Annotated in this window: 21 protein-coding genes; 13 read left to right on the forward strand and 8 right to left on the reverse strand. The window is 62.3% G+C overall.

Annotation, left to right across the window (positions count from 1 at the left end; translation table 11 throughout):
- Window positions 1-21 precede the first annotated feature (21 nt).
- Window positions 22-2,100: a hypothetical protein gene (locus tag AC0L3E_RS05300; RefSeq protein WP_128362947.1), complete on the forward strand. Its 2,079-nt coding sequence runs from the start codon at window positions 22-24 to the stop codon at window positions 2,098-2,100.
- 2 nt (window positions 2,101-2,102) lie between these two features.
- On the opposite strand, the gene clpS is transcribed toward AC0L3E_RS05300, so the two are convergent.
- The 4 genes from clpS to AC0L3E_RS05320 form a co-directional block, all read right to left on the reverse strand.
- Window positions 2,103-2,408, reverse strand: coding sequence for an ATP-dependent Clp protease adapter ClpS (gene clpS / locus AC0L3E_RS05305; RefSeq protein ID WP_023809857.1), 306 nt, complete (start codon window positions 2,406-2,408; stop codon window positions 2,103-2,105).
- 239 nt (window positions 2,409-2,647) lie between these two features.
- Complete coding sequence (locus tag AC0L3E_RS05310) at window positions 2,648-3,013, reverse strand: hypothetical protein (RefSeq protein WP_127266561.1); 366 nt, start codon at window positions 3,011-3,013, stop codon at window positions 2,648-2,650.
- Window positions 3,014-3,228: 215 nt separating this feature from the next.
- On the reverse strand, window positions 3,229-3,462 hold the full coding sequence (locus AC0L3E_RS05315) for a hypothetical protein (RefSeq protein WP_128309129.1): 234 nt from the start codon (window positions 3,460-3,462) through the stop codon (window positions 3,229-3,231).
- A gap of 39 nt (window positions 3,463-3,501) precedes the next feature.
- The gene (locus tag AC0L3E_RS05320) at window positions 3,502-3,804 is read right to left on the reverse strand and encodes a hypothetical protein (RefSeq protein WP_024504541.1); all 303 of its coding nucleotides are present in this window, start codon (window positions 3,802-3,804) and stop codon (window positions 3,502-3,504) included.
- 229 nt (window positions 3,805-4,033) lie between these two features.
- Here AC0L3E_RS05320 and AC0L3E_RS05325 point away from each other — a divergent pair, with 229 nt between their 5' ends.
- Window positions 4,034-4,750: a response regulator gene (locus AC0L3E_RS05325; RefSeq protein WP_027039421.1), complete on the forward strand. Its 717-nt coding sequence runs from the start codon at window positions 4,034-4,036 to the stop codon at window positions 4,748-4,750.
- The gene (locus tag AC0L3E_RS05330; protein WP_127397491.1) at window positions 4,747-6,153 is read left to right on the forward strand and encodes an ATP-binding protein; all 1,407 of its coding nucleotides are present in this window, start codon (window positions 4,747-4,749) and stop codon (window positions 6,151-6,153) included. The genes AC0L3E_RS05325 and AC0L3E_RS05330 overlap by 4 nt, the downstream gene beginning before the upstream one ends.
- 52 nt (window positions 6,154-6,205) lie before the next feature.
- Here the strand turns inward: AC0L3E_RS05330 and choV are convergent, their stop codons facing one another.
- From choV to AC0L3E_RS05345, 3 genes are all read right to left on the reverse strand, one after another.
- Window positions 6,206-7,387 (reverse strand): choline ABC transporter ATP-binding protein, encoded by a 1,182-nt coding sequence (gene choV, locus AC0L3E_RS05335; protein ID WP_024504539.1) that lies wholly within the window; start codon window positions 7,385-7,387, stop codon window positions 6,206-6,208.
- Complete coding sequence (gene choW / locus AC0L3E_RS05340; RefSeq protein WP_127266555.1) at window positions 7,384-8,238, reverse strand: choline ABC transporter permease subunit; 855 nt, start codon at window positions 8,236-8,238, stop codon at window positions 7,384-7,386. Before choW ends, choV begins: the two co-directional genes overlap by 4 nt.
- A 123-nt stretch (window positions 8,239-8,361) precedes the next feature.
- Window positions 8,362-9,297, reverse strand: coding sequence for a choline ABC transporter substrate-binding protein (locus AC0L3E_RS05345; protein ID WP_127266554.1), 936 nt, complete (start codon window positions 9,295-9,297; stop codon window positions 8,362-8,364).
- Window positions 9,298-9,555: 258 nt separating this feature from the next.
- Here AC0L3E_RS05345 and AC0L3E_RS05350 point away from each other — a divergent pair, with 258 nt between their 5' ends.
- The gene (locus AC0L3E_RS05350) at window positions 9,556-10,167 is read left to right on the forward strand and encodes a thymidine kinase (RefSeq protein WP_127266553.1); all 612 of its coding nucleotides are present in this window, start codon (window positions 9,556-9,558) and stop codon (window positions 10,165-10,167) included.
- Between the two features lie 69 nt (window positions 10,168-10,236).
- Here the strand turns inward: AC0L3E_RS05350 and AC0L3E_RS05355 are convergent, their stop codons facing one another.
- Window positions 10,237-11,133, reverse strand: a complete 897-nt coding sequence (locus tag AC0L3E_RS05355; protein ID WP_473604397.1) for a DMT family transporter — start codon at window positions 11,131-11,133, stop codon at window positions 10,237-10,239.
- Between the two features lie 97 nt (window positions 11,134-11,230).
- Here AC0L3E_RS05355 and AC0L3E_RS05360 point away from each other — a divergent pair, with 97 nt between their 5' ends.
- The 9 genes from AC0L3E_RS05360 to AC0L3E_RS05400 all read left to right on the forward strand — a co-directional run bounded on the left by AC0L3E_RS05360 (window position 11,231) and on the right by AC0L3E_RS05400 (window position 22,159).
- A complete protein-coding gene (locus tag AC0L3E_RS05360; protein WP_473604398.1) occupies window positions 11,231-12,088 on the forward strand; it encodes a LysR substrate-binding domain-containing protein in 858 nt (285 codons plus the stop codon).
- Between the two features lie 94 nt (window positions 12,089-12,182).
- On the forward strand, window positions 12,183-12,572 hold the full coding sequence (locus AC0L3E_RS05365; protein WP_127320774.1) for a c-type cytochrome: 390 nt from the start codon (window positions 12,183-12,185) through the stop codon (window positions 12,570-12,572).
- A gap of 311 nt (window positions 12,573-12,883) precedes the next feature.
- The gene (locus AC0L3E_RS05370; RefSeq protein ID WP_127266549.1) at window positions 12,884-13,972 is read left to right on the forward strand and encodes a hypothetical protein; all 1,089 of its coding nucleotides are present in this window, start codon (window positions 12,884-12,886) and stop codon (window positions 13,970-13,972) included.
- A 31-nt stretch (window positions 13,973-14,003) separates the two neighbouring features.
- Window positions 14,004-15,149, forward strand: a complete 1,146-nt coding sequence (locus AC0L3E_RS05375; RefSeq protein ID WP_127266548.1) for a hypothetical protein — start codon at window positions 14,004-14,006, stop codon at window positions 15,147-15,149.
- Between the two features lie 24 nt (window positions 15,150-15,173).
- Window positions 15,174-17,084, forward strand: a complete 1,911-nt coding sequence (locus AC0L3E_RS05380) for an AAA family ATPase (RefSeq protein ID WP_473604399.1) — start codon at window positions 15,174-15,176, stop codon at window positions 17,082-17,084.
- A gap of 69 nt (window positions 17,085-17,153) precedes the next feature.
- The gene (locus AC0L3E_RS05385) at window positions 17,154-17,564 is read left to right on the forward strand and encodes an endonuclease domain-containing protein (protein ID WP_473604573.1); all 411 of its coding nucleotides are present in this window, start codon (window positions 17,154-17,156) and stop codon (window positions 17,562-17,564) included.
- Window positions 17,565-17,631: 67 nt separating this feature from the next.
- Window positions 17,632-18,936, forward strand: a complete 1,305-nt coding sequence (locus AC0L3E_RS05390) for a DUF6638 family protein (protein ID WP_128308492.1) — start codon at window positions 17,632-17,634, stop codon at window positions 18,934-18,936.
- Between the two features lie 105 nt (window positions 18,937-19,041).
- Window positions 19,042-20,166 carry a DUF2333 family protein gene (locus AC0L3E_RS05395; RefSeq protein ID WP_127321324.1) on the forward strand — a complete coding sequence of 375 codons (1,125 nt, stop codon included), beginning with the start codon at window positions 19,042-19,044 and terminating at the stop codon, window positions 20,164-20,166.
- Between the two features lie 313 nt (window positions 20,167-20,479).
- Complete coding sequence (locus AC0L3E_RS05400; RefSeq protein ID WP_127321325.1) at window positions 20,480-22,159, forward strand: formate--tetrahydrofolate ligase; 1,680 nt, start codon at window positions 20,480-20,482, stop codon at window positions 22,157-22,159.
- Window positions 22,160-22,182 lie beyond the last annotated feature (23 nt).

Here is a 22,182-nt window from a genome sequence, read left to right on the forward strand (position 1 = left end):
CCAAAAAGAGGAGGGTAAGGAATGAATTGGTCGATCTCCTTCGAACCGCTGATCTCCTGGCCACTGCTGACCTTGGCGCTGGTGCCGCTGGCGCTGCTTGCGCTGGTCGGCCTGTGGTTTCGCCAGCGCGGTTCGGTCTTCCGCTTCATCGCCCTTCTGGCGCTCGCCGCCGCTTTGTTCAACCCGGTGTTCCTCAACGAGGAGCGCGAGCCGCTGAAAAGTGTTGTCGCCCTCGTCGTCGACCGCAGCCAGAGCCAGGATATCGGCGACCGCACCAAGCAGACCGACGAGGCGTTGGCCGGGCTGCAGCAGCGGCTTGGCCGCTTCAAGCAGTTCGACGTGCGCGTCGTCGAGGCCGGCAAATCCGAGGCCGCCGAGGAGCGCACCGAGACACGGCTGTTCGGCGCGCTTGAAGGCGCCTTCCGCGACGTGCCGCCGTCACGCATCGGCGGCGCCATCATGATCACCGATGGCGAGGTCCATGACGCGCCCCCCGGTGCGCCCGATTTCAACGCCCCGCTGCATGCTTTGATCACCGGCAACGATCACGAGAAGGATCGCCGCATACGTTTCGAGAACGCCCCGCGCTTCGGCCTTGTCGGCAAGCCGCTCGACATGACCTACCGCGTCATCTCGACCGAAAACGAGACCGGCCCGGTCGATGTGCGCGTTTCGGTCAATGGCGAACAGGTCGCGGTCGAGCACGCCACTGTCGGCCAGGCGATGCCGTTGCAGGTCACCATTCCGGGCGCCGGCCGCAACATTGTCGAACTCGCCATCGATCGCGAACCGGGCGAACTGACCGACACCAACAACCGCGCCATCGCGCTCATCGACGGCATTCGCGAGAACTTGCGCGTGCTGCTCGTCTCCGGCGAGCCGCATGCCGGCGAACGCACCTGGCGCAACCTGCTGAAATCCGACGCCTCGGTCGATCTCGTCCATTTCACTATCCTGCGGCCGCCGGAAAAGCAGGACGGCACGCCGATCAACGAATTGTCGCTGATCGCCTTCCCGACCCGCGAACTGTTCGTCGAGAAGATCAAGGATTTCGACCTCATCATTTTCGACCGCTACCAGCACCGCGACGTGCTGCCGATCCTCTATTACGACTACATCTCCGAATATGTCGAAAAGGGCGGCGCGCTGCTGATCGCGGCCGGCCCCGAATATGCCGGCGAAAGCTCGATCGCGCGTACGCCGCTGATGTCCGCCCTGCCGGCGATGCCGACCGGCGAGGTGGTCGACAAGGCCTTCTATCCGCGCCTCACCGAACTCGGCCAGCGCCACCCGGTGACGCGTGGGCTGGATGGCTCTGCCACCGAGCCGCCGCACTGGAGCCGCTGGTTCCGCACCATCGGCGTGCAGAATCCCGAAGGCGCAGTGGTGATGAAGGGCGCCGACAACCGGCCGCTGCTGTTGCTCGACCGTAAGGGCGAAGGCCGCGTCGGCATGCTGCTGTCCGATCAGGGCTGGCTGTGGGCGCGCGGCTTCGAGGGCGGCGGCCCGCATGTCCAGCTCTACCGGCGCATCGCCCACTGGCTGATGAAGGAGCCTGAGCTCGAGGAAGAGCGGCTGACCGCCGACGGCCGCGGCATGGTGCTGGAAATCCGCCGCCAGACGATGGCCGACGATCCCGGCCCCGCGCAGATCATCACCCCATCCGGCAAGACCTTGACCGTCAAGCTCGAGAAATCCGAGCCCGGCGTCTTCCTCGGCAGCGTCGAGACCAGCGAGATCGGCCTCTATCAGGTCGCCAATGGCGACCTCACCGCGCTCGCCCATGTCGGGCCGGTCAACGCCCCGGAATTCGCCGACGTCATTTCCACCGAAAGCCGGCTGAAGGCGCCGGCTGAAGCCACCGGCGGCAGCGTGCGCCGGCTGGCGTCGTCCACAGCCCTTGGCAGCGACGTGACGCTACCCTCCATCGTGCCTGTGCGCTCGGCTGGTGCCGCGTCCGGCAACGACTGGATCGGACTGCGCACCACGGACGACAGCGTGCTCAAGGCCGTCTCGCGCGTGCCGCTGTTCGGCGGCTTCCTCGGCCTCGGCCTGCTGCTTCTGGCAATGGGTTCGATGTGGTACCGCGAAGGACGGTAGAGCTACTCCTCCGGCTCCGTCGTGAACATCAGCGGATAGCCCTTGGCCTTGCCGGCATCGGTGGCGCGCGTCGCCTTGGTCTCGGCGACATCCCTGGTGAACACGGCGACGACGCAGACGCCGCGACGATGCGCGGTGATCATCACCCGATGCGCCTGGTCTTCGCTGAGTTTGAACTCACCCTTCAGCACCGTCACGACGAATTCGCGCGGCGTGAAATCGTCATTGATGAGGATGACCTTGTAGAGCTTTGGCCGTTCGACCTGCGGCTTGACCTGGACGCGCGGTTTTGTGGTGATTTCAGGCATTGGAACCGACAGTTAGAGCAATTCCAGGAAAAGTGTAAAACGGTTTCCGCCCGGAATTGCGTCAAGACAAAGGATCAGAACGGTTCGCCGTTTCCACGAAACGGTGAATTGCTCTGGCGTAGCAACCCTGCCGCCATTCTGGCACCAGCGAAAGCGGTCGTCCATTTTGGTCGACGCGCGAAAACCAGTGTCCGCCGACGCGGCCATTCACAATCATGTGGGAAAGTGTCGGTTGCCGTTCAACGGCCCTGGCGGCCGAACATGCGACGGCTGGGAATCTGCCGCGCGGTCGTGGCGGGCCGGATATCGGGGTGAAAGCGGTTTCCACCCGCATCCGCCCGGCGTTCCAGCCAGACCGTGATCGGCCACGCGGCGACGCAGATCAACGTCGCGCCTGTCAGCACGATCAGCAGCCAGGTCTGTGCCGGCGTGATGTAGTCCCAGTTGGTGGAAATCGCAGGCGCGAACAGCGAAGGCTCGGTGCGTCCGGTGGCCGGATCGGGCACCGGGCTGGCGGTGAACAGGATCAGCACCCTGGCGACGCCGGTGGCAACCAGGCCGCCGATCACCATCGAGCGCAAAATGGACGAAAGCCGCTTCTTCATGCGGATTGTCCTACACCGTCGGCGTTGCAAACGGGTTAAGTGTCAGTCGAGGCGGAAGCTGCCGGTGCCAGACTTCGTCAAGATCAGTTGAGCCCATCGACCCGCTTCATCGCCAACGTCAGGGCTTCAGCGGTTCGGACAGGAAGAAGGCCGCTCCAGCCGAAACCAGCTGGAGCGGCCTTGGTCAACAGGCCGGCATTTTGTGCCGGACCTTATCAGGTCTTCGGGGCGTCCTTCTTGACGGCCTTCTCGGCAGACTTCTTGTGCTTCTTGACGGTCTTCTTGACGACCTTCTTCGGAGCAGCCTTGGCCGGAGCGGCAGTCGCCGGAGCTGTGGTCGTCGAAGCAGCCGGAGCAGCGGTCGTGGTGGCGGCGGCGTTGCCGAGAGCCGGCATCGCGAAAGCGAGAGCGACGGCGAGACCGGTGGCGGAGAGGATGGACTTTTTCATGGCTTCGTTTCCTTTTTATGCGGGTCAAGTTTCTGAGTGCTACTGAACCGGGTCGTTCGGCGTCACTCCAAGCAGCTTCAAAGCATTGGCGAGCATCCGGATGCCCTGCGCCTGTTTCTTGGCGGCGCAGTACCGGTTGCCCTTTCTCTGAAGTGCCTTTGCCGCGGTGACCTGCGTTGCCGTGGCATGGGTTTCGAGGGCTTCATCAAATTGGTGGCTGAGATTGGCGCACCGTTCGCTCCGGGTTGTGAGCGTGGCCTTTGCGTCCGATTGTCCGACAGCGGCAGTGACCAGGCAGAAGCCCAGCAACGCACCCAACAAACTGATCGACAACCTTGGCATCGGTTTATCCGTAAACCCGGAGACTAGCGTCGCAGCCGATGACCTGACCGCCACGAGACCAGTTATGCCTTTGAAATTTTTCAGGAGTTTTTCTGAACTGTAGAATTTTGTTTCTGGAGTGTGTCTGAGAAAGCCGGTGTGAACCCATCATAGCCACTGGCCAACATATGGCCTGAATTCTATCGTGTGGGTTGCGACAGAAGGGCTTGGCAACAATGACAGGGCTGCTGTGAAATCCGACGCACACATACTGATCGTCGACGACGACAAGGGTATTCGCGACCTGCTGCAGGAATTCTTCCAGAAGCGGGGCCTGCACACCTCGGTTGCCGCCGACGGCATCGAGATGGAGACCATCCTGCGGCGCGTCCAGGTGGACCTCATCGTCCTCGACGTGATGCTGCCCGGCAAAAGCGGGCTGGAGCTGTGCCGCGACCTGCGCGCCCAGTATTCGACGCCGATCATCATGCTGACCGCCGTCACCGAGACGACAGACCGCGTCGTCGGCCTGGAAATGGGCGCCGACGACTATGTGCCCAAACCATTCGATCCGCGCGAGCTTTTGGCGCGTATCCGCGCCGTGCTCAGGCGCAATGGCGCCGCCGAGCCCAAGCGCGCCTCCACCAAGCAGATCTACCGCTTCGCCGGCTGGACGATGGATTGTGCTCGGCGCCGGCTGATCGCACCCGACGATGTCAGGGTCGAGCTGACCATGGCCGAATTCAACCTGCTGCAGACCTTCGTCAAGAGCGCGCAGCGCGTGCTGACCCGCGACCAGCTCATCGAGCTGTCCGGCGGCGACAGCGACTATTCCTTCGACCGCAGCATCGACATCCTGGTCAGCCGGTTGCGACGCAAGATGGAAGACGACCCGAAGACGCCCAAGCTGATCCTGACCGTGCGCAGCGGCGGCTACCAGTTCCTGCCCGAGACGACCTCCGAATGAGACGTTTCCTGCCGCAGACCTTGCCTGTCTGGGTGCTGCTGATCGTCATTGCCGGCCTGCTGATCAGCCAGGTCGCGACCCTCTACATCGTGTCGCGCGACCGCGCCGCCGCCAACGACGTCGTCGACCTCTACCGGCTCAACGACCGTGCCTTCTCGCTGGTGCAGCTCATGCATGACGCCAGTCCGGACGAGCGCAAGGCGACGGCGAGCGGCCTGTTCAATTCAACCTATGCGCTCACCGTTTCGGACACACCGGCGGTCACTTCGTCGATCGCCGGTGACGACGAACTGGCCGAACTCGAAGACATCCTCGTCGGCAGGCTGTCGAAATTCGGCATCACCGATGCACGCGTACGCCGCGATCCGGCGACGCGCGAGGCCGATGACGCGGACGGCACGGCCCCGGGACCCGACATCGGCCAGGTCGAGCGCGACCTTCTGGTATTGGCCGCCGACTTCGCCCAGAGCGACAAGCTGACGGCCTCGCTGCGCTTCGCCGACGGCCAATGGCTGAACTTCACCGAGCCGATCACGCCGGTCGGCCCGATCCTGAGCTTCGACAGCCTGCCGCTCTATTCGCTGATCGCAGGGCTGGTGGTGATCATGTCGATCTGGTCGCTGCGCCGGCTGACGGCGCCCTACCGGATGATGGAAACCGCCGTGAACCGGATCGGCAAGGATCTAAAGAGCCCGCCGATCGCCGAGAGCGGCAGCCGCGAGGTCCGTGCCGCCGCCAAGGCGATTAACGCCATGCAGGCAAGGTTGCGCGAATATGTCGAGGACCGCGAACATCTGGCGGCGGCATTGGCGCATGATCTGCGCACGCCGATGACCAGGATGCGCCTGCGCCTGGAGCTGTTGCGCAAATCGGCGGTCCGCGAGGCATTGGCGCACGACCTCGCCGATGTCGAGGGCATCGCCAGCTCGGTGATCGACTTCGCCACCTTCGAAGTGACCGAGGAAAAGAACGAACGCATCGATTTCTGGTCGCTCGTGGAATCGATCGCCGACGGCTATGACGACGTATCGTTCGACGACGAGACCCGTTCGCGCGGGCTGATCTGCATGGCGCGGCCGGTCGCGCTCAAGCGCTGTGTCACCAATCTGGTGCAGAACGCGGTCACCTACGGCAAGAAGGCGCATCTTTCGCTGCGCCGGTCGGAAGACATGATCCTGCTCACCATCCGCGATGAAGGGCCCGGGATACCGCAGGCACAGATCGACGCCGTGTTCGGCTCGTTCGTGCGCCTCGAACAATCGCGCAACCGCCAGACCGGCGGTCTGGGCCTCGGCCTGACCATCGCCCGCAACATCGCGCGCGCCGCCGGCGGCGAGATCCGATTGTCCAACAACCCGGGCGGCGGCCTGCTGACGCAACTGCGCCTGCCGCTGGCGGCTTAAAAAAAGAGGTGCGATTGGTCGCCGCGCCTCGTCGCCGTTGGTTCCGAAGAACCTACCGCCGCAGCACCGCGCTCAGCACATCGCGGATACCGATGGCGCCGACGAAGCGCGACTGATCGTCGAACAGCGCCACAGGAGCGGTCTGCGAACGGTGCATGGCCAGCATCACGGTTTTCAGCGAGGTGCCCGGATTGGCCCAGAACACTTGCGCGGCTTCTTCGGATTGGCCTTCGACATCGGCGCACGACACCCAGACCGCCGGTTTGCCATCGCGTTCGGCCGCCGCCACCAGCCCGTGATCATCGATCTTGAAGCGCGTCGTCTTGCGGCGGTCGAGCCACACCCAGCCGTCCTTGCCGTGCTCCAGATCGCGACGGTCGCGCATCACGTTCCATGCGGTCAGCACGGACAGCGGGTTCACATTGGCGATGAAGTCGCGGACATAGTCGTTGGCAGGCCGCAGCACGATGTCCTCCGGCGCGCCGGTTTGCACGATGCGCCCACCCTCCATGATGGTGATGTGGGAACCGATCTTCAGCGCCTCCTCGAGGTCGTGGCTGACGAAGATGATGGTCTTCTTCAATTCGGCCTGCAGCTGCAACAATTCGTCCTGCAGCTTGGTGCGGATCAGCGGGTCGAGCGCCGAGAACGGCTCGTCCATCAGCAGGATCGGCGCCTCGGTGGCGAAGGCCCGCGCCAGGCCGACGCGCTGCTGCATGCCGCCCGACAGCTCATGCGCGTATTTCTTCGACCACTGGTCGAGATTGACCAGCTTGAGCTGGCGTTGCACGCGCTCCTTGCGCTCGGCTTCCGGTACGCCGGCGAGTTCGAGGCCGAGACCGACATTCTCCTCCACCGTGCGCCAGGGCAAAAGGCCGAACTGCTGGAACACCATCGCCACCTGTTTCTGGCGCAGGCGCCGCAGGGTCGCCTCGTCGCAGGTGACGACGTCGACGGTCTTGTCGCCATCCTTGACCAGCACCTGGCCGCGCGACACCACGTTGAGCCGGTTGACCGCCCGCAGCAATGTCGACTTGCCCGAACCGGAGAGACCCATCAGCACGGAGATTTCGCCCTCGTTCACGGTCAGGCTGGCGCCGGCGCAACCCAGTACATTGCCGGTCTTTTCGAGGATCTCGGCGCGGCTGGCTCCGGCGTCGATCATCTTCAGCGATCCGGCCTGGTCGGCGCCGAAGACGATATCGACGTTCCGGAAATCGACGGCGACGGTCATTTCTTGCCTCCAACGGCGATGCGGGTCATCCGGTCGAGCACGATGGCCAAAACGACGATGGCGAGGCCCGCCTCGAGCCCGAGGTCGATCTTGCGCGAACCCAGCGCCCGGTTGATTTCGGTGCCGAGGCCGCCCGCGCCGATCAGTGCGGCAAACACCACCATCGACAGCGACAGCATGATGCACTGCGTCAGACCGGCCATGATGGTGGGCAGCGCCGAGGGCAGCTCCACCTTCCACAGCAACTGGCTCTTGGTGGCGCCGAACGCCTCGCCGGCCTCGACGATCGACTTCGGCACCGAGACAACGCCGAGATGCGTCAGACGAACCGCGGTCGGGATGACGAAGATGATGGTGACGATGAGGCCGGGCGCATTGCCGAGGCCGAACAGCGTCAGCACCGGGATGAGGTATACGAAGGTCGGCAGCGTCTGCATCAAATCGAGCACCGGCAGCATGACGCGATAGACCTTCGGCTTGTGCGCCGCCCAGATACCGAGTGGCACACCGATGGCCATCGAGGCGGCGGCGGCGGCAACCACCAGCACCAGTGTCTCTACCGTCTGCTTCCAGAGGTTCTGGTTGAGGATGAACAGCAACCCGAGAAAGACAGCCACCGCCAAGCCTCTCGATCGCTGCAGATAATAGGCAAGCAGTGCAATCAGCGCGATGAGAAGGACCGGCGGTACCAACAGCAGCGTGTCGACCACTCCATCGAGCAGGAAATTCAAGCCGCCGGAGAGGCCGCGGAAGAAGGTGTTGAAATTGTCGGTAAGGAAGGTGAAGAACGCTTTGCCCCACTCGCCTATGGGGATTTTATAACTGACAAAGAATTTTGAAATCGGATCCATCTTGCCCCTCTTTGGCAGTCGCCGTCCTTGCCGGACGGTCATCTTGTCACAGGATATGAAAAAGGGCAGCCCTTTCTACAGTGACTGCCCTTCTTGATCGGTCACGCCGAACGCAAGACCTGCTCAGCTTCCGAGCGCAGTCTTCACGGCTGCAGCGGCGTCGCCGCCATCGAAAGTGGTCACGCCGGCAATCCACGGAGCAACCGCGTCCGGATGCTTCTTGAGCCAGTCGGTCGCAGCCGTATTGGCGTCAGCGCCCTTGAGGATCGCGTCCATTATCTCGCCTTCCATATCGAGATTGAACTTCAGGTTGGCGATGAACTTGCCGGCATTCGGGCACTCGGTGGTGTAACCCTTGCGCACATTGGTATGGACAGTGGCGGCGCCGAAGCCGCTGTCGCCCATGCCATCGAGATAGGTGATCTTCATGGCACCCATCACCGGATGCGGCGTCCAGCCGAGGAAGGCGATCCATTCATTGCTCTTCATCGACTGCTCGGCCTGCGTCAGCATCCCGGCCTCCGAGGATTCGACCAGCTCGAAGCCTTCGAGATTGTCTTTCGGGTTCTTGATCATGTCGAGGATAATGCGATTGCCGTCATTGCCGGCCTCGATGCCATAGATCTTGCCGTTGAACTTGTCCTTGAACTTGCCGATATCGGTCAGCGATTTCACGCCGGCGTCAGCGACATAGGTCGGCACGACGATGCCGTAGCCGGCGCCGGTCAGGTTGGTGCTGATCGTCTCGACCGAGCCATCGGCGGTATAGTCCTTGATGTCGTTGGTCATCGACGGCATCCAGTTGCCGAGGAACACGTCGAGATCCTTGTTCTTCAGCGACGCCATGGTCACCGGCACCGACAGCTGGATCGTCTGCGGCTCATAGCCGAGCGCGGTCAGCAGCACGGAGGCGATGCCGGTCGTCGCCTGGATGTCGGTCCAGCCGACATCGGAAAGGCGCACCGCCTTGCAGCTCGCCGGATCGCCGGCAAAGGCAGCGCTGGTGGACAAAAAAGCCGCCAGACCGAGGCCGGCGACGAAAGAGTTCATACGCGACATAGACAGTCTCCCATTGTGATTCTTTGGCGAAGCGTAGCTACGGTTTCTATGCCCGCCTTGTTTCGTCAGCCAAACACCATTCTGGTGTGGTTTCAAGCATTAAGACAATCGCGATCAACGGCGCGGGCTGGCCAATCAGCGACACATCAGGCGCTTTTGCCATGCCGGACGGGTTTTTCGAAGACGGGGCGGCTTTTTCAGGGGAATGCGGGCGACCGCCCCTCCCCGTATCAGGGCAAGTCGGCTTAAAAGAGCGGCATGGCCAAGCTTTACTTCCACTACGCGACGATGAACGCCGGCAAGACGACGATGCTCTTGCAGGCCTCTTACAATTATCGCGAGCGCGGCATGGGCACGATGCTGTTCGTCGCCGGCCACTACCGCAAGGGCGACACCGGCCTGATCTCGTCGCGCATCGGCCTGGAGACGGAAGCCGAGATGTTCCGCGATGGCGACGATCTGTTCGCCCGCGTCACCGAGCATCACGCGCATACGTCAGTGCATTGCGTCTTCGTCGACGAGGCGCAGTTCCTCGAGGAGGAGCAGGTCTGGCAGCTCGCCCGCATCGCCGACCGGTTGAACATCCCGGTCATGTGCTACGGCCTGCGTACCGATTTCCAGGGCAAGCTGTTTTCCGGCTCGCGCGCGCTGCTGGCCATCGCCGACGATTTGCGCGAAGTGCGCACCATCTGCCGATGCGGCCGCAAGGCGACGATGGTCGTGCGCCTCGGCCCCGATGGCAAGGTGGCGCGCCAGGGCGAGCAGGTGGCAATCGGCAAGGATGTCTATGTCTCGCTCTGCCGCCGCCACTGGGAGGAAGAGATGGGCCGCGCCACGCCAGACGATTTCATCGGCTTTATCAAAGGCTGACTCTGTCTCTTGGTTATTGGAGCAATTCCAGGGGAAGCGCTATGTGCTTTCCCGGGAATTGCTTCGGGCTCACACGGTCGAGACACGCCGTCTTGGAAACCGCCAGCCAAGCCGCACACCAAGCGTTGCCAGCGCAATCAGTGCCATGCCGGCTGCCTGCGCCGGTCCGAGCGGATGCCCATAGATAGCCCAGTCGACGATGATGGCGACGACCGGGTAGATGAAGGTGATGACGCCGATCACCGGTGTCGTCAGCCGTGGGAAGGCCGAATTCATCAACACATAGGCGATGCCAGTGTGCAGCACGCCGATGCCGAGCAGCCAGCCCCATGATGCAGGCGCAATATATTGGCCGATGCCGGCGAACGGGGCGAGCATGACGACCCCCACCAGTGTTTGGCAGAGTACCGTGATTTCGGCGCGCTGCTGGCCCAGGCCTTTGGCTAGGATCGTTGTAACGGCATAGAGCAGTGCGCCGCCCAGCGTCAGCGCAATGCCCGGCACCCAGTTGGCATCGGCATGACCGTGCGCGAAAACGAGGCCGCTGGCCAGCACGACGCCGAGAAAGGCAGCGAGCATCCACAGCAGTTGGTCGGGCGAGATGCGTTCCCTTAGGAAAACCACGCCGATCAGGACCACGAAGAACGGTTGGATATGGTAGATAATCGTCGTCGTGGCGATCGACGTCATGGCGAAGCCTGCGAAGAAGGCCGTCCAGCTCAGCACCATGCACACGCCGGCAAGTGCTGCAAGGGCAAGCCGGGACGGCAACAGCGTCCGATCCGGCAGGTAGCCGCGCAACAGGCACCATGCGAAAAGGAACAGCGCGCCGAACACGCATCGCCAGAAGACGACGGCAGCGGGATGCAGCCCCGATTCCGTGGCGAAGGCGCCGACCGTGCCGGCAATCACCATTGCCAGAGCAAGGCTCGCGGCCGGGAAGCGGGCAGTCGAGGCGTCCGTCATGTGGTGGTTCCCAGCGATCCCAACCATCTGGTCACTGGCGCCACCTTCAAACAAGCGAATAGATTTGGAATGACCTATTCGATATGCTGATAGCACCATGCCCGCGCCACTCGACCTCAACCTGTTGAAAACCTTCGTCGCCGTCGTCGAGAGCGGCAGCTTTTCCAATGCAGCACCCAGGGTCGGCCGCAGCCAGTCGGCGGTCAGCATGCAGATGCAGCGGCTGGAGGAGATGGTCGGCAACCAGCTTCTGGTGCGTGGTCCCAGAACCGTCACTCCCAATGCGATCGGCGAGGATTTCCTGATCTATGCGCGCCGGTTGCTGAAACTGTCGGATGAAGCCTGGGCAAGCGTCACCCGGCCCAAGGAGACAGGCAGCGTCCGCTTGGGGGTGCCCGACGATTATGCCGCCTTCCTCCTGCCGCCCGTGCTCTCACGCTTCGCGGCGGAGCATCCCCTGGTGACGGTGGAGTTGATCTGCGAACAGTCGACCGCGCTGGTGAAGACGCTGGCGGAGGGGCGGCTGGATCTGGCGATCATCACCCGCTTGCCGGAGCAGCCGCTTGAGGTGATCCGGCTGGAACGCTTCGTCTGGGTCGCCTCGCCCAACCATGTCGCCTGGGAGGCCGCCCCGCTTCCGGTCGCCTTGTTCGAACCGGGCTGCGCCGCCAGGATGAATGTCCTGCAGGCGCTTGGCGATGCCGACCGCTCCTATCGCTGTACCTATTCAAGCGCCTCTCTGCTTGGCCTGATCGCCGTCGTCCAGGCCGGGCTCGCGGTGGCTGGCCTTGCGATGCGCAGCGTACCGCCATCGCTGCGCATCGTCGGCGGCAATGAAGGGCTGCCGGTGCTGCCGGACCTCGAAATCGGCATCCTGCGCAACCCGCTGTCGACGACCCAGGCGGTCGAGCGGCTGAATGATTTCCTGCGCCGCGATCTGGCACAACAGGCCTGACTCGCGGGCCTGTCTTCCGCAATCCCGCCGCGATGCAGCGTTTGTTAAAGGCTCGGTACTATAAGGCCGCCAGACAGAACTCTCCGGGGGCAGCATGTTAAGAGCCGCTTCGTCCGCCAGCATCCTTCTCCTCGCCAGCTCGCTTGTGGCCCATGCCGGCGGCGACCCGACCCTGGGCAAGAAGGCCTTTAACCGGTGCATGGCCTGCCATGAAGCAGCCACCGACCGCGACAAGGTCGGTCCGCATCTGTTGGGCGTCGTTGGCCGCACCGCCGGTAGCGCCGAGAGTTATCTTGGCCGCTATTCCGAGGCGATGAAGAGTGCCGGCGCCGCCGGCCTGGTCTGGGATGAAGCCAATATCGCCGAGTATCTCAGGGCACCCAAGCTGAAAGTGCCCGGCAACAAGATGGCGTTTGCCGGCCTGACCAAGGACGACGACATCGCCAATGTCATCGCCTATCTGAAGGCCGATCCCAAGCCCTGATCCGCTGTTCGCCAGCTCTGTAAAACCGGCTTTCTCGTCGCATATCGCGGCCGCGATTGCTTCGGTGGTTTGCCCAATACAAAGGCATCCGTGCGCCTTCGCCTTGCCGCATGAAAGTTCAATGACAGCTGAACTATGGCCGGTCGGCAAGCTAATCACGCTAAGCCCAAGCCTTCACTGGCTTTCAAGACCCTGGCGAATTTTTTTGTTTTCACGCCGCCCTTGTCTTCACGTCTTTCAATCCCCTGATGCCCCACATATATTCGCCGCTGTTCGCGACCAGCGACGTCATGCCGAAGCGGGAGGCCCCAATGGCGACATTGCAGAATTTCGACGCCGAAATTGCCAAGACCAAGCAGGTCGTGCAGGACATGCGCTCCAAGATCGAGCAATCCGGCACCATGCTTGATACGCTTGCCACATCAGACAAGAAGATCGGCGACGCCAATTTCGACCTCGAGAACGCCCGCATCGAGGATGTGCTGAAGCAGCAGAAGGTGATGGAAGGCAACATTGCCGACCTGATCATCGGGCTGGAGGACGCCACCAACGTCTTTGGCGCCGAGTTCGAGAGCATGAAGAACTACACCGGCTGGGAAAAATTCATTGGCATCTTCTCCAGCCAGAGCAAGCAGCGCATGCGCACCGACCGCGTTCGCAACATGTCGCTGGCCGGCAATCTGCAGGAACTGCTGGTCAAATCCGACACCATCGTCGGCATATTGAAGGCGCAGAAAGAGGTTCTCGACCAACGCTACAAGACCTCGGAAACCAGCCTGTCGCAGGTGATCGAGCGCCGCAAGACCACCATGACCAACCTCGAAGCCGTGCAGAAGCGCATCGAGGAGCTCAACCCGATGCTGCTCGACATCGAAAACAAGATCGCCGCTTCGACCAGCCAGAAGGACCGCACGCAGCTCGAAGGCGAACGCTCCAAGCTGGCGACGGAATACAACGAAAAGCAGGCCAAGGAGCAGGAACTGCTGGCCGAGAGCCAGACGCTCGAGCGTTACACCTCGATGTTCCAGACCTTCGTCGATTCGCTCAACAACCAGATCGCCGCGCAATCGACGCTGATCAACAAGCTGACCATCGATACCGAGCAGCGCATCGTGCTCTACAAGGCGCTGGAAGATTCGCTGAAGACCGCCGCCCAGCAGGACGTCGCCCACAAGATCAACACGCTGGGCAGCCAGGTCGACAACACCGCCGAGGAAACCATGGCCGGTATCGGTGCTGCTTCGCAAAAGCACATCGGTGACCTGCTTGAGATGCACGAGAAGAACATGGTCGCCACCGCCGATATCCAGCGCCGCAAGAAGCTGGCCGACGATGCCTTCGCCCGCCGCTTCGACGAGGTGCTGAAGAAGCACAATTCGGCTAACTACGTGCAGTCTTAAGGGTGAAAGCACTGCCCGCGAGCGACCAGGCATGACCCCCGAAAACGAAGCGGCGGCACGGTATTTTTCCGCCATCACGGCCGCGCTCAGCGGCCTTGAAGTGTTCATGCGCGACGATCGCTCGCCGCTCTACCGGCACGGCATCGTCGCCAAGATCGTCGCCGAACACATCGCCAGGCTCGACAAGTCGTTTTCCTGCTGGCGCAACCGGCTGGGCTTCATGGACACATTCCGCATTTCGCGCGCCGAAAGCGGATTTCCGGTGTTCCAGAACCTGCTCGAACTGGAAAACGACCGACGCCAAGCCGACGCGCGGCTTGCCAACATTCCGCTCGCCGGCGAGTTGCGCGAGGAAATGGCCGACTTCATCCTGCGCCACAAGGAATTCCCCGCGGCGCTGCAGAAGTCGATAGCCGAGCGGCTTTATCTCGAGGACGTGAAAAGCGAGAACACGTTCGGCCCGTTCACCCTGGCGCAAACGGCCAAGGTCTCGGTCAATCCGAAGACGGGGCGGCCCTATTATCTCGTCCACTGGGCGACGTTCGACGGCAGCGCCAACCTGCCTCTGGTCTACATGGTGACGGTGGAGGATTCGTCCGAAACGATGATCCGCCAGCTCGTCGACAGAAACGGCAAGCTGAACGAGACGATCGACATTCCTCTGCCGGTCGATGGCCTGCTCAATCCCGAGCTTGCCCACCGTTTCGACGATTTCACCGAGAAGAACTCCGCCTACACGCTGTCGCCGGCGACCATCGCGGTCAATCTCGACAAGGATTTCGAGCCGCTGCATCCCAAGCAGCTGCGCCGCGTCGTGCTCGGCCCGTTCTATTCGGCTGGCATCACCGACAACAATTCGACGGTGACCGAAGTCCTGGCCAAGGTGCGCAAGCCCGAAAATGCCTGGCTGCTGACCTGGACCATCCAGGAGGTCTATTCCAAGGCCGAGAAACCCGGCCGCAAGGGGCTGTTTTCCAGCGAGAAGACGACGCAGGAATTCTTCATCAATACCGACGATCTGGAAGCCGCGCGCCAGGGCGTGTCGAGCTACGAAAACCATGCGCTGATCCCGCACGAGGCCTATCAGGCGCTCTACGCCGCCGGCGAGGCGCAGAAGATCTTTGCCGGCTACAAGGTTCACATTCTGTCCAACGGACAGGTCATCTCAGACGTCTGACCGTCACACCACGGAGCACCCTTCATGGATACCGGCCTGACTACCATCCCGGAAGCCGCCATCGAGAAGCACCGCGCCACCGCGCAGAGCTTCATCACCCGCGTCGTCGTGCTGGAGGACCCGTCTAGCTCCTCCGGCACCGCGCTTGCCGGCACCAACCGCCGCTTCGTTTCGACCGTCTCGGCCGGTTCGGTGCGCCGCACGCGCGAGGTCGAGCTGGCCAAGACCGTCGGCGCCGTTCATCCCGACGACCAGCTGCTGACCATCCCGCAGCACACGCTCCTGTTTCGCGCCCGGCGCGGCACGGCGATCGCGCTGGCAATATCGGACGTCTTTGCCGAGGGCTCGGACCTTGAAAGTCTGCAGGCCAAGAACACCCGCGCGCCGCTCGAGGGCGACGAGGCGTCCACCTTCAAGAAGCTTCTGTCGGCCTCGGCTTACATTTCGGCCTTCAGCCTCGCCTCCTACCTGTTCCAGCTGATCGACAGCGACGGCGAGGCGCCCAACGACAGTCCCGAACCGGACTTCCTGTTCGATACGCCGCAGGATGCGGTGAAGTCGATCCTGGCAGGCCTCGACAAGGCGATCTCGGGATCGTCCGACGACGCCGACCTGATGACAAGGGCGCGCGCCTTCGCCCGCGTCGCCATCGACGGGCTTCTGGCCCGCAAGGGCCGCTTCGACGGCATCGGCCCGTTCGAGAACGCGCATATCCGTATCGATGCCGACGATTTCACCCTCGATGGTTTCGACGTCGCGCCGGGCAAGCGTTCAAAACCGCTGGTGATGACATTCAAGAAGCCGGAAGAGGTCGTCGGCAACCACATCGCCAAATACCAGTCGGTCAAGCTCGCCAAGATGCTGATGGCCTACGATTTCGAGCGTGAGCTGAACCCGTTCGTTGAGCTCGGCGGCTTCCTGTTCACCTTCATCGGCGACGGCGCGCCCGGCACCGGCAAGACGACCCTGATCCAGATGATCGCCGGCCTCGTCAACGGCTATTGCCAGGTCGCCGGCTATCCCTTCGCCTACGAGAATTTCGGCGTCGACCAGATCTCGTCCTATCAGGGCAAATCAGGCCAGAACTGCCGCCAGTTCATCAACAATGTGCTGAACCCGCGCGTCATCGGCTTCGGCACCATCGACGACATCGACCAGGTGGCGGCGCGCCGCTCAGACGACCGCGCCTCGGCCGGCCAGCAGGAAATCACCGGCGTGTTGATGGATGCCTTCGCCGGTGCCGCGACCGTGGTGCGCGGCAACTGCTCGTTCGGCATGTTCTCCAACTATCCCGAAAATGTCGACGACGCGCTGCGCCAGCGCGCCGGCGCCCGCTGGCTGGTCGACGGGCCGCAGAGCCGCAACGACTACATCGACATTTTTGTCCTGCTGGCGGGAAAAAACCACAAGATCCCGCTCGGCGATCACGATCTCTACGCCGCGCAGGAAATCCAGCGCGCCGTGACCGAAGCCTATGAGGAGCACGAGAAGCCGCAAGAAGACGGGCTGATGAAGGTCTACGAACGCTACATGAAGGAGAACGGCGCGCCGAAATCGATGGCCGACATCGGCACCTATCTGCACCTGATCAAGGATGCCGAGCCCCGCTTCACCGGCCGCGCCATCAAGAACGTCACCGACGCCATCAAGATGCGCGCCATGGACATCGAGCTTCCCGACGACTGGTTCGAGAAGCCGGAAGTCTTCATTCACAAGGGCTACGACGAGAAGAAAGCGATGATCGAGGAACTGCGCGGGCCGTTCTCGATGGACATGGTCATGCAGGAGATCAACCGCTACGCCGACTCGGAGTTCCGCTATTCCGACAAGTCCGACGACTCCGCCGTGCAAAAGCTGCTGCGCGACGCCCGCCTGCGCGAGCGAGCCGCGCGCGAGATGGAGGAGATGAAGAAAAAGGGGCTATGGAATGCGTGAGCCTGGCACCTCTTCCTTCTCCCCGTTCACGGGGAGAAGGTGCCCGAAGGGCGGATGAGGGGCAGCGCTGTGCGAGGCAGTAATGAGCCAAAGGTAGCAAGGGCCCGGCAGCTTCGGAAAGTCGAGAATGATGCCGAGGAATGGCTGTGGCACGAAGTGCGTCGAAGGCGGCTGAATGGCCACAAGTTTGTCCGTCAGCTCCCGGTCGGCCCATATTTCGCAGACTTCGCCTGCCGTGAGGCTAATCTGGTTGTGGAAGTCGATGGAAGTCAGCATGCAAATCGGCCCCACGATCGATACAGGGATGAGACGATGAACAGGAACGGCTGGTCGGTGTTGAGGGTTTGGCACGCTGATGTTTTGACGAGCCGTAAGAGCGTGCTGGATACGATTGTTGCTGCGCTGGATGGTCGACTCGATCGGAAAATGATTGCTGTCGATGTGAAGTTTTTGCCAGCTTCAACGTCGGAGGAAAGATGATGAGCGTCTGCGCCGCCCCTCATCCGCCCTTCGGGCACCTTCTCCCCGTAAACGGGGAGAAGGGAAGATGAGCCCCGCCAAGAAACCCGATCTCTTGCGCGACAACGAGCTGATCTATGGCCGGCTGCTGACGGTCGACGAGCCGCACCTGATCCAGCGCTACAACAAGGCGCTGGCCGCATTCGGCTTGAAGCCGACGAAACTGAAGAGCTTCCAGATCGACCGCACCGGCTTCTCGCCCGAAGTGGCCGAGGAATGTGACGATTATGACTATCTCGATCCCAACGAGGTCAACCGCCGTTTCATCATCCTGACGCCGTCGCAGATTGACCTGCCGGTGGTGCACACCGCCTTCTCCAACACCTCGCAACTGATGTTCGAGTTCATGTCCAGGAACCGGCGCGCCATCGATGCGCTGACGATCAAAGACGTCATCTACGGCGAGATCGAGGATTCCATTCCCAAGGTCAACGACATCGAGGACTTGCTGTCGATCAGCCAGGTCGAATTCAAGGTGCTGTCGGCCGAGGATGTGCTGGGCAAGGCAGCCGAACTCGGCAAGCTCGTCGACCGTCTGAAGCAGGAGCCAGATGCCTGGCGCGACAACGCCATGCTGACCCGCATGGTCGAGCTCGCCAAGATCTGCGGCGACATCCGCGAGAACGCGCTGGTACCCGACCAGGTGATCTTCCGACACAACGCCTACTGGACCAGCCATTTCGGCGGCCTCTACGTGTTCGTCGATCCGGATGTGACGACGGTGATCAGCGATCCGGCCGCCCCCGGTTTTCGCCGCTCGCGGCCGTGGCAGGTCAGCTATCTCTCGATCAACGACGCCGACAAGGTGTTCAAGTTCCTCGCCACCACCGGCCGCATCGAGCTGCCGCGTGCCTCCTGGGTCGAGGCCTCGGGCTATCTCGAGCACCGCGCCGAGATGGTGGTGCGCGCGCTGATCCGCGACGCCGAGCCGAACCGCAACTTGACCAATGTCGACAAGGTCTGGCTGCAGACCTGGATCCAGAGCCATGCCGACCTGATCACCAGGGACGGCAATTTCCCTTTCCTCAACGCCGCCAAGCGCGAGATCGCCCAGCTCGGCCACCTGAAGATCGAGGATGTCTTCCCGCAGCAGCGTTTCCTGGTGATCCGCGCCAAGCCAGACCACCCCGACGCCTGGCTGACCAACCGGCTGATCTCGGATTTCGTACCGTCGGACTTCGTCTCGCGCTACATCTTCAACAAGGACGGCTTCTACAAGGACTATGACGGCTTCAGCGATGCCTGGCGATCGCATGTTGTGGACGTTCTCAAAACCACATATTTGAAGGACAAGGTGGCGTTTCGCACACGCCTCTACGGCCTGACTGACTAGAACGAAATGAACCGTTATTTCGTTCTAACTTCTTGTTTTGGCGCATGATGTTATCCAAAAAGTCTGCAACTTTTTGGCATCATGCTTTGAGGGGGTGACACAGCCATGCTCGATCCGATCGTGAATTTCTTCACCCGTATTTTCCAGTGGATCGGCCGCGGCATCGGCCTCCTGATCGGCGTCATCCTGTGGCCCTTCCTGTGGGCCGGACGCTGGTATACGCAGCGCGGCTGGATCCTCAAGGCGGCGGTCGGCCTCGCTCTGCTGGTGCTGATCGGCCTCTATGCCAATTTCTTCTACGCCACCCAGTGGTGGAACAATTTCAACCCGAACTATCCCGACACATACACCTTCGAGAAGCGCAATGTCTCCGCCGGCGAACAGGTCGCCGCCGGCGCCGGCACGGACACCGCCAAGACCTGCGGCAACTCTGGTATAGCCCAGATCGCCGCTGACCTGACCGACTTCAACGTCAACCAGAATGCCTGGATCTCGTCGATGATCCTCTACAAGCTGGGCCTGTTCGGCATCGACTGGGACCACACGCCGTGGATGGACAACAAGGCCTCCTTCCAGCGCGGCATCAACCAGGCGGTGCGGCGCACGGCGACCGAACTTGCCGACAATCTCGGCCGCGTCCGCACCACCTCGCAGATCGACAGCGATCTGCAGAATGCCCGCGGCAACCTTCAGTTCGACGAAGAGACCTGGTATTTCGGCCTGAACCCGTTCGGCCCCAAGACGCCGACGCCAAGCTACTATCGCGACGCCGTGCGCATGCTGCGTTCCTTCAACGCCCGCCTTGCCACCTGCCAGGCGACATTCGACGCCCGCGCCGACAATCTGAAACAGTATATCGACCGCATCTCGTCCGACATCGGCTCGACCTCGGCGATCCTCAAGGAACGCGCCGAGAACCACAACAATGGCTGGTTCGACTTCCGCGCCGACGACCGCTACTGGTTCGCCTATGGCCAGCTCTACGGCTATTACGGCCTGATGAAGGGAGCCCAGGCCGACTTCGAGGACGTCATCAAGGAAAAGCATCTGCAGAACCTGTGGGACACGATGGACTCGCAGTTCGTTTCGGCGCTGCGCATCCAGCCCTTCATCATCGCCAATGGCCGCGAGGATGGCTGGCTGTTGCCGACGCATCTGACGACGATGGGCTTCTATGTGCTCAGGGTGCGCTCCAACATGGTCGAAATCAGCAACGTTCTGACGCAGTAGCGCTGTTCCATTAGGGACCAGGCGATGGCGAATTTGCGCCGTCGCCTCTGTCGCATTCCGTGCATTGTGCGGCTGTTTTGAGACGGCGGAACGGCGCGTCCTCTGGCTTCTATACGGCGCGGCAACGGAGCCGGGAAGAACCGACGACAGGTCGGCCGGTCCGCAGAGGAACTTTCTCCAGAGGAAACATAGTTGCATACAAGTTGACGCCGTGGCAGCGACAGGGTTAGAACATGCCCGCGCCCGGTTCCAACCTGCTTGCCAGTAAGATCAAACCCGTCCCCTCCACCGTCCAATCCAGAGGAAAGCCGTCATGGCCGAAGTGAAGTCCGACATCGAGATCGCGCGCGGCGCCAGGAAAAAGCAGATCCAGGAGATCGGCCAGAAGATCGGCATTCCGACCGAACACCTGCTGCCCTACGGCCACGACAAGGCCAAGATATCAGCCGAATTCATCAAGTCGGTGAAGGGCAACAAGGACGGCAAGCTGATCCTCGTAACCGCCATCAACCCGACGCCGGCCGGCGAAGGCAAGACCACGACTACGGTTGGCCTTGGCGACGGCCTGAACCGCATCGGCAAGAAGGCGATCGTCTGCATCCGCGAGGCCTCGCTAGGCCCGAATTTCGGCGTCAAGGGCGGCGCTGCCGGCGGCGGCTACGCGCAGGTCGTGCCGATGGAGGACATGAACCTTCACTTCACCGGCGACTTCCATGCCATCACCACGGCGCACAATCTGCTTTCCGCACTGATCGACAACCACATCTACTGGGGCAATGAGCTCGGCATCGACACCCGCCGCGTCGTCTGGCGCCGCGTCATGGACATGAACGACCGGGCGCTGCGCGAGATCATCTGCTCGCTCGGCGGCGTCGCCAACGGTTTCCCGCGCGAGGGCGGCTTCGACATCACCGTTGCTTCGGAAGTGATGGCTATCCTGTGCCTGTCGACCGATCTGAAGGACCTGGAAAAGCGCCTCGGCGACATCATCGTCGCCTATCGCCGCGACAAGTCGGCCGTCTATGCCCGCGACCTCAAGGCCGACGGCGCCATGGCCGTGTTGCTCAAGGACGCCATGCAGCCTAACCTGGTGCAGACGCTGGAGAACAACCCGGCCTTCGTGCATGGCGGCCCGTTCGCCAACATCGCGCATGGCTGCAACTCGGTCGTCGCCACCACGACGGCGCTCAAGCTCGCCGACTACGTCGTCACCGAAGCCGGCTTCGGCGCCGACCTGGGTGCTGAAAAGTTCTTCGACATCAAGTGCCGCAAGGCAGGCCTCAAGCCGGCGGCGGCCGTCATTGTCGCCACCGTGCGCGCCATGAAGATGAATGGCGGCGTCAAGAAGGAAGACCTCGGCAAGGAGAACGTCGAGGCGGTGAAGAAGGGCTGCGCCAACCTCGGCCGCCACATCGAGAATATCCGCCAGTTCGGCGTGCCGGCGGTGGTTGCGATCAACCACTTCTACTCCGACACCGACGCCGAAATCCAGGCGATGAAGGACTATGTCGCCTCGATGGGCGAAGAGGCGATCCTGTGCAAGCACTGGGCGCACGGCTCGGCCGGCATCGAGGATCTCGCCAACAAGGTGGTGGCACTGGCCGAATCCGGTGCTTCGCAGTTCGCGCCGCTCTATCCCGATGCGATGCCGCTGTTCGAGAAGATCAACACCATCGTCCAGCGTATCTATCGCGGCTCGGAAGCGATCGCCGACAAGTCGGTGCGCGACCAGCTCAAGGCCTGGGAAGACGCCGGATACGGCCACCTGCCGGTGTGCATGGCCAAGACGCAGTACTCGTTCTCGACCGACCCGAACCTGCGCGGCGCGCCGACCGGCCACACGGTGCCGGTGCGCGAGGTCAGGCTTTCGGCAGGTGCGGGCTTCGTCGTCATCATCTGCGGCGAGGTCATGACCATGCCCGGCCTACCGAGGGCGCCGTCCTCGGAAAAGATCTTCCTCAACGAGATGGGCCAGATCGAAGGCCTGTTCTAGAATCCTTCTATTCGAACAGAAAG

This window comes from Mesorhizobium sp. WSM4822 (assembly GCF_055811155.1).

What these genes read in the sequence shown, in the direction of transcription:
- clpS (WP_023809857.1), bottom strand. Translation starts at nt 2,408, where the DNA reads ATGCCTGAAATCACCACAAAACCGCGCGTCCAGGTCAAGCCGCAGGTC.
- AC0L3E_RS05300 (WP_128362947.1), top strand. Translation starts at nt 22, where the DNA reads ATGAATTGGTCGATCTCCTTCGAACCGCTGATCTCCTGGCCACTGCTG.
- AC0L3E_RS05400 (WP_127321325.1), top strand. Translation starts at nt 20,480, where the DNA reads ATGGCCGAAGTGAAGTCCGACATCGAGATCGCGCGCGGCGCCAGGAAA.
- choW (WP_127266555.1), bottom strand. Translation starts at nt 8,238, where the DNA reads ATGGATCCGATTTCAAAATTCTTTGTCAGTTATAAAATCCCCATAGGC.
- AC0L3E_RS05345 (WP_127266554.1), bottom strand. Translation starts at nt 9,297, where the DNA reads ATGTCGCGTATGAACTCTTTCGTCGCCGGCCTCGGTCTGGCGGCTTTT.
- AC0L3E_RS05395 (WP_127321324.1), top strand. Translation starts at nt 19,042, where the DNA reads ATGCTCGATCCGATCGTGAATTTCTTCACCCGTATTTTCCAGTGGATC.
- AC0L3E_RS05310 (WP_127266561.1), bottom strand. Translation starts at nt 3,013, where the DNA reads ATGAAGAAGCGGCTTTCGTCCATTTTGCGCTCGATGGTGATCGGCGGC.
- AC0L3E_RS05355 (WP_473604397.1), bottom strand. Translation starts at nt 11,133, where the DNA reads ATGACGGACGCCTCGACTGCCCGCTTCCCGGCCGCGAGCCTTGCTCTG.
- AC0L3E_RS05360 (WP_473604398.1), top strand. Translation starts at nt 11,231, where the DNA reads ATGCCCGCGCCACTCGACCTCAACCTGTTGAAAACCTTCGTCGCCGTC.
- AC0L3E_RS05390 (WP_128308492.1), top strand. Translation starts at nt 17,632, where the DNA reads ATGAGCCCCGCCAAGAAACCCGATCTCTTGCGCGACAACGAGCTGATC.
- AC0L3E_RS05330 (WP_127397491.1), top strand. Translation starts at nt 4,747, where the DNA reads ATGAGACGTTTCCTGCCGCAGACCTTGCCTGTCTGGGTGCTGCTGATC.
- AC0L3E_RS05350 (WP_127266553.1), top strand. Translation starts at nt 9,556, where the DNA reads ATGGCCAAGCTTTACTTCCACTACGCGACGATGAACGCCGGCAAGACG.
- AC0L3E_RS05370 (WP_127266549.1), top strand. Translation starts at nt 12,884, where the DNA reads ATGGCGACATTGCAGAATTTCGACGCCGAAATTGCCAAGACCAAGCAG.
- AC0L3E_RS05320 (WP_024504541.1), bottom strand. Translation starts at nt 3,804, where the DNA reads ATGCCAAGGTTGTCGATCAGTTTGTTGGGTGCGTTGCTGGGCTTCTGC.
- AC0L3E_RS05365 (WP_127320774.1), top strand. Translation starts at nt 12,183, where the DNA reads ATGTTAAGAGCCGCTTCGTCCGCCAGCATCCTTCTCCTCGCCAGCTCG.
- AC0L3E_RS05380 (WP_473604399.1), top strand. Translation starts at nt 15,174, where the DNA reads ATGGATACCGGCCTGACTACCATCCCGGAAGCCGCCATCGAGAAGCAC.
- AC0L3E_RS05375 (WP_127266548.1), top strand. Translation starts at nt 14,004, where the DNA reads ATGACCCCCGAAAACGAAGCGGCGGCACGGTATTTTTCCGCCATCACG.
- AC0L3E_RS05315 (WP_128309129.1), bottom strand. Translation starts at nt 3,462, where the DNA reads ATGAAAAAGTCCATCCTCTCCGCCACCGGTCTCGCCGTCGCTCTCGCT.
- choV (WP_024504539.1), bottom strand. Translation starts at nt 7,387, where the DNA reads ATGACCGTCGCCGTCGATTTCCGGAACGTCGATATCGTCTTCGGCGCC.